At 72.0% G+C, this 5,969-nt stretch carries 5 protein-coding genes; 4 read left to right on the forward strand and 1 reads right to left on the reverse strand.

Annotated elements, in window-relative coordinates; translation table 11 throughout:
• Nucleotides 1–81: 81 nt before the first annotated feature.
• Nucleotides 82–489 carry a YciI family protein gene (locus tag ACFU99_RS29810; RefSeq protein ID WP_384397908.1) on the reverse strand — a complete coding sequence of 136 codons (408 nt, stop codon included), beginning with the start codon at nt 487–489 and terminating at the stop codon, nt 82–84.
• Between the two features lie 262 nt (nt 490–751).
• On the opposite strand from ACFU99_RS29810, the gene ACFU99_RS29815 reads away from it, so the two are divergent.
• The 4 genes from ACFU99_RS29815 to ACFU99_RS29830 all read left to right on the forward strand — a co-directional run bounded on the left by ACFU99_RS29815 (nt 752) and on the right by ACFU99_RS29830 (nt 5,932).
• A complete protein-coding gene (locus ACFU99_RS29815; RefSeq protein ID WP_384397910.1) occupies nt 752–1,780 on the forward strand; it encodes an NAD(P)H-dependent flavin oxidoreductase in 1,029 nt (342 codons plus the stop codon).
• A 262-nt stretch (nt 1,781–2,042) separates the two neighbouring features.
• Nucleotides 2,043–3,482: an aldehyde dehydrogenase family protein gene (locus ACFU99_RS29820; RefSeq protein ID WP_384397912.1), complete on the forward strand. Its 1,440-nt coding sequence runs from the start codon at nt 2,043–2,045 to the stop codon at nt 3,480–3,482.
• A 95-nt stretch (nt 3,483–3,577) separates the two neighbouring features.
• On the forward strand, nt 3,578–4,603 hold the full coding sequence (locus tag ACFU99_RS29825; protein ID WP_384397914.1) for an NAD(P)-dependent oxidoreductase: 1,026 nt from the start codon (nt 3,578–3,580) through the stop codon (nt 4,601–4,603).
• Nucleotides 4,604–4,639: 36 nt separating this feature from the next.
• Nucleotides 4,640–5,932: a phosphonoacetaldehyde reductase gene (locus ACFU99_RS29830; protein ID WP_384397916.1), complete on the forward strand. Its 1,293-nt coding sequence runs from the start codon at nt 4,640–4,642 to the stop codon at nt 5,930–5,932.
• Nucleotides 5,933–5,969: the final 37 nt, after the last annotated feature.

Here is a 5,969-nt window from a genome sequence, read left to right on the forward strand (position 1 = left end):
CGAGGACGCCGAGCACGCCCGGCGTGAGGCTCCGGATCAGGGCCTCGTCCATGGATGAGGTCATGGCGTTCCGTACGGTCGTCAGTCCGTGACGGTGGGCGGCACGCCGTAGAACGGGCGCAGCTCCAGCCACTCGTGGATCGGCTTCCCGCCGGCCCCGGGAGCGGCCGACAGCTCCCCGGCCAGCTCGACGGCGCGCTCGTAGCTGTCGACGTCGATCACCATCCACCCGGCGATGAGGTCCTTCGTCTCGGCGAACGGCCCGTCCGTCACCGGCGGCCGGCCCTCGCCGTCGTACCGCACGAACGTCCCCTCGGGGGAGAGCGCCTGGGCGTCGACGAACTCCCCGGTCTTCTCCAGCCGGGCCGCGAAGTCGTTCATGTACCGCATATGGGCCGAGATCTCGTCCGGCGTCCACTGGTCCATGGGCACGCAGTTCACCGGACTCGGGGCGCCGCGGTAGTGCTTGAGCAGCAGATACTTGGCCATCGTGGTTCTCCTCGACGCTGATGCGACCGCCTCGCGACCGCGTTCTTCGGTGCCTTCACCGCGGGGACGGAGCCGGTCACGGGTTCTCGACATCGGCGGCCGAACTTCTTTCGACGGGAAGAGACTGCCACGCGGCGCGCTCGGCCGCTCGCGATGAGGCCGACGATGGGTACGGGCGCGCGTACGCCGTCGAGCGCGTACGCCCCCGCCCGCGTATCCCCTCTTCGAGGGGCGAGGAAACAGGAGCGGGGAAGGAGTCGTCATGAACGTGCTGTCCACGAGGCTGACCGAGAGGTTCGCCGTTCCGTACCCGTTCGCCGGCGCGGGGATGGCCGTCGTCGCCGGAACCCCCGATCTGGCGGTGGCCGTCACCGGGGCGGGCGGCATCGGGGCGGTGGGAGCCGCGCTGACGACCGCGGACGAGTTGCGGCAGCTCATCCGCCGGGTCCGGGAAGGCGTGGGGGACGCGCCCTTCGACATCAACTTGATCACGTACTTCGACACCGCCGACCACGTCCGCGTCTGCGCCGAGGAGCGGGTGCCGGTCGTCTCCTTCCACTGGGGCCACCCGCCGGCCGACCAGATCGGGCGGCTGCGCGACGCCGGGGTGTCGGTGTGGGAGCAGGTCGGCTCCGCGGCGGACGCCGAACTGGCCGTCGCCGACGGCGTGGAGGCCGTCGTCGCGCAGGGCTGGGAGGCGGGCGGGCACAACTACGGCGGGCTGCCCACCATGGTCGGCCTCCCCGCCGTCGTGGACGCCGTCGGGGACCGCGCGCTGGTCCTCGCCGCGGGCGGCATCACCGACGGGCGCCAGGTGGCGGCGGCCCTGTGCCTGGGCGCCGACGGCGTCTGGGTGGGAACTCGGCTGGTCGCCTCACGGGAGGCCCATGTGCATCCCGAGCACCATCGTCGGCTGGTCGCCGCGCGGGGCCAGGACACGGCGCTCACCGCCGTCTTCGGCCCCGAGTGGCCGGACTTCAACCCGATGCGGGTGCAGCGCGACCGCGTGGTGTCGGAGTGGGGCGACCGGCCGGCGGAGGCGCCCGCCGACCGCGACGCGCTCGAACAGGTCGGCACCACGGTCTTCCAGGGCGAGGAGACGGTGCTGCGCAAGTTCAGTGTGCTCCCGCCGGTGCCCGAGACCGTGGCCGACTGGGAAGAGATGCCGTGGCTGATGGGGCAGGGGGTCGGTCTCGTCCACGACATCAGGCCCGCCGGGGAGATCGTGCGGGAGATGATGGGCCGGGCCGAGCGGGTGCTGGCCGGGTTCCGGTCCGGTCATCGGTCCTGACGGCCGTACGATTCCGGCCGCCCGTGCACGGCCCCGCGCCGCTGAGGAGGCGTTTTCTCCCGGACCGCCGCCGCGGGGCGGTTCGCGTCGGCGACAGAAACTCCTCCTCTGTACGGGCATATCGAATCCGCGCCGAATCTCCGGAAGCGATCTCGGGAATGCGCTTTCTCGACCATTTCATTGGCCGATCCTTAAGAACAGGTGACTTGACGGTGAATGGAGGGTAGCCGTTAGGATTCCATGCAGTACGGAACCATGGAAAATGAGCGATCAATTCCGGCAGGAAGCGACAAGGTTCACCATGGAGTCGATCTTAAGCGGCGGGCGCTGGCTGCGGCCCGAGCGCGTCGCGGAAGTGCGCAGCCCCTACACCGGATCGGTCGTGGGGCGGGTGGGTCAAGCCACGGTAAAGCAGGTGGATGATGCAATTAACGCGGCCAAGAGCTTCCGGTGTTCACTGACCGCCTTCGAGCGCGGTGAAGTGCTCTCCCGGACGGCCGATCGGATTCACGACGACGCGGAAGTCTACGTAAAGTCGATCGTGGACGAGACGGGGAATGCGCGCAAGGACGCCGGGAATGAGGTGCGGCGCGCGGTCGCGCAGCTGCGGTTCGGGGCGGAGGAGGCCAAGCGCCTCGTCGGCGAGAGCATCCCCACGGACGTCACCGACTACGGGACCGGCCGGCTGGCGGTGACCGTCGTCGAGCCCATCGGCCTGGTCTGCGCCATCACGCCGTTCAACCGGCCGCTCAACCAGGTGGCCACCAAGGTCGTGCCCGCCGTCGCCGTCGGCGACAGCGTGATCGTCAAGCCGTCCGAGAAGGCGCCGCTCACCGCTGTGCTGTTCGTCCGGGCGCTCCTGGACAGCGGGCTGCCCGCCGAGATGATCTCGCTGGTCACGGGCGATCCACGGGAGATCGGCGACGCGCTGGTCGGCTCCGGCCTCATCGACATGCTCACCTTCACCGGCAGCGCCGCCGTCGGCAAGGCCATCGCCCGCCGCATCGGAATGATCCGCAGCGCCTTCGAACTCGGCGACAGCGGCGCCCTGGTCGTGGCCGACGACGCGGACCTGACGGCCGCGGCCCGCGCGGCGGCGGCCGGGGCGTTCTCCACGGCGGGCCAGTCCTGCCGCGGCGTCAAGCGAGTTCTGGTCCACGAGGACGTCGCCGACGCCTTCGCGGACCTGCTGACGGCGGCGGCCGAGGGGCTCACCGTCGGCGACCCGTGGGATGCCAAGACCGACATCGGGACGCTGATCGACGAACCGGCCGCGGAGCGGGTCGAACAGCGGGTCGCCGAGGCCGTGCGCGACGGCGCGCGGCTGCGGACCGGCGGGTACCGGCACGGCGCGCAGTTCTGGCCGACCGTCCTCGACCACGTCGGCCGCCACGCGCCGCTGGTGTGCGAGGAGACCTTCGGGCCGTGCGCCCCGATCATTCGCGTCAGCGGCATGGACGATGCGATGAATTACCTCAACTCCGGCTGTTACGGCCTCCAGACGGGCGTGTTCACCGAGCGGATCGGCGACGCCATGAACATGGCTCGCGGACTCCAGTCCGGCGCCGTCGTGATCAATGGCGGACCGCAATTCGAGTCGCCCAACATTCCTTTCGGCGGTGTCAAGGACAGCGGCCACGGGCGCGAGGGCGTGCGCTACGCCATGCGCGAGATGTCCCGTATCAAGACCCTGGTCCTCTGACATTCCACGCGGGACGCGCGCCGGTTCCCTTTCCCGCATCGATCCCTTTCCCGTGTCGATCCAGTTCCCGCTTCGGTCCAGTGAGGTGATGCCCCATGCCTGTTGTGCCTGTTGTCGCGTATACCGATCCCGCATGGGCGGTCGGCCCCGAAGGAGCCGTCGACGCGGCGCGCGCCGATATCGAGCGCGGCGTGTACGGCGCGGAGATCGAGATGCGGTTCGGCCCGTACCGGGAAGGCGCCTTCGACGTCGGCGGCAAGGAATTCCTCCGGTTCCTCGAAGGAGCCGACGCGGTCGCCGTCTACCGCGCGAGGATCACCGAAGAAGCCGTCGACGTCCTCAAGCCCACCTGCCGCGTCGTCGCCCGGCAGGGCGTCGGCGTCGACAACCTCGACGTGGAACTGCTGGCCGAGAACGGCATCCTCGCCTTCAACGTCCCCGACTACTGCGTGGACGAGGTCAGCAGCCACACCGCGGCGATGCTGCTGGCTCTGGAGCGCGGCCTCGTCGTGCAGGACGGCCTGGTCAAGGGCGGCAAGTGGAACATCCACGGGGGCGGCGTGCCCCCGCGCCTCGCCGACCTCGCCGTCGGCGTCGTCGGCTTCGGCCGCATCGGCCGGGCCAGCGCCCGCAAGCTCCAGCCGTTCTACGGGCAGGTCCTGGCCTACGACCCGTACGTGCACGCCGACCTGATGCGCGGCTACGGCGTCCACTGGCGCCCCTCCCTGGCCGCGCTCCTGGCCGACGCGCACGCCGTGCTCCTGCACGCCCCGCTCGACGACTCCACACGGAACATGCTCAACCGCGACTCGCTGCGGGCGCTCGCGCCCGGCGCCCTGCTGGTGAACACCGCCCGCGGCGCGCTGGTGGAGCCCGAGGCGGTGCTGGAGCGGCTGCGCGACGGGCGGCTGGGCGGCTACGCGGCGGACGTGTTCACGCCGGAGGACCCCTGCGAGCACCCGGTGAACAGGGAGATCCTCACCTTCCCCAACACCTTGGTCAGCTCCCACCGCGCCTTCCTGTCCGACGCCTCCGAACACAGCCAGCGGCTGCGCCTCGCCCAGGAGATACGGCGCGTCCTCGTCTCCGGCGAACCCCCGCTCTTCGGCCGGCTGGCCTGACCCCGCGCCACCCTCTGCACCCCTGACGGAGAACCTATGCCGACCGCCCCCGGCCCGCCCCGCATACCGGCGGCCCACGAGTTCCACGACACCGATATCGACATCGACATCGACACCGATATCGACCGCGCCCACGGCCCGTACGACCTGCCCGTACCCGCGTACGTGCCCACCCGCGTCGTCTTCGGCGGCGGCACGGCGGGCGACCTGGCCGCCTTGGTGCGCGAGCGGCTGGGAGAACGGCTGAGGGGACGGCCCTTCCGGCGCGTCCTGGTGGTCGTCGGGCGGCGGACGGCGGCCAAGCCGTGGCAGGAGACGGCCATCGGCGCGTGCCGGGAGCTGGGCGCTGCCCTCGTGGTGGAGAACCCCCGCGCCAACCCCACCCCCGAGAGCGTCCAGACGGTGCTGGAGGCCGCGCGGCGGCACCGCGCCGACGCGGTTGTGGCCATCGGCGGCGGCAGTGTGCTCGACACCGCCAAGACCGCGGCCCTGCTGGCGGGCGGCGGGCGTTCGGTCGAGGGGGCTCTGCGGGAGGGCGTGCCCCAGGCTCGTACCACCGCACTGGTGGCCGTACCGACGACCGCCGGGAGCGGCGCCGAGGTCACGCGCACCGCCACCGTCTGGGACGAACGCGGCGGGCGCAAACGGGCGCTGGACCACGCCGGTCTCTTCCCGGACCTCGCGGTAGTCGACCCGCTGCTGACGATGAGCGCGCCCGGCGCGGTGTGGGCGAGCTGCGGGCTGGACGCGCTGTCGCAGGCGGTCGAGTCCAGCTGGGCGGTGGCCGCGACCGACGAGTCCGCCCGCTTCAGCCTGCCCGCCGTGCGGATGGCCGCCGACGGCCTCGACGCCGTCCTGGCCGACCCGGACGACGAGCGGGCCCGTACGCGCCTCAGCCGCGCGAGCGTCCTCGCGGGGCTCGCGATCGCCGGGACGCGGACCACCGTCCCGCACGCGGTCTCCTACCCGCTGACCCTGCGCCGCGGCATCCCGCACGGCCACGCCTGCGCCCTGACCCTCGGCGCGGTGCTCCGCTTCAACGCGGCCGTCACCGCGGCCGACTGCCGCGACCCGCGCGGCGCCGAGCACAGCAAGGACGCGCTGCGCGCGATCACCCGGGCCCTGCGGACCCCGACGCCCGCCGCGGCGCGGCGGCGGATCGACGACCTGGTGCGGCGACTGGGCCTGCCCCCGCTGCGCGCCTACGGACCCGCGGACTGCGCGGACATCGTCGACGACGTCGTCTCCTACAGCCGCTTCGACAACAACCCCCGCCATATGACCCGGACGCGACTCGCCGCGCTGCTGCGCGCGGAGAGCGCCCGCTGACCCCCTGGAAGGCGAACCATGACGGCTACGGTCCCCG

This window comes from Streptomyces sp. NPDC057654, from assembly GCF_042800135.1.
Lineage (GTDB): Bacteria > Actinomycetota > Actinomycetes > Streptomycetales > Streptomycetaceae > Streptomyces.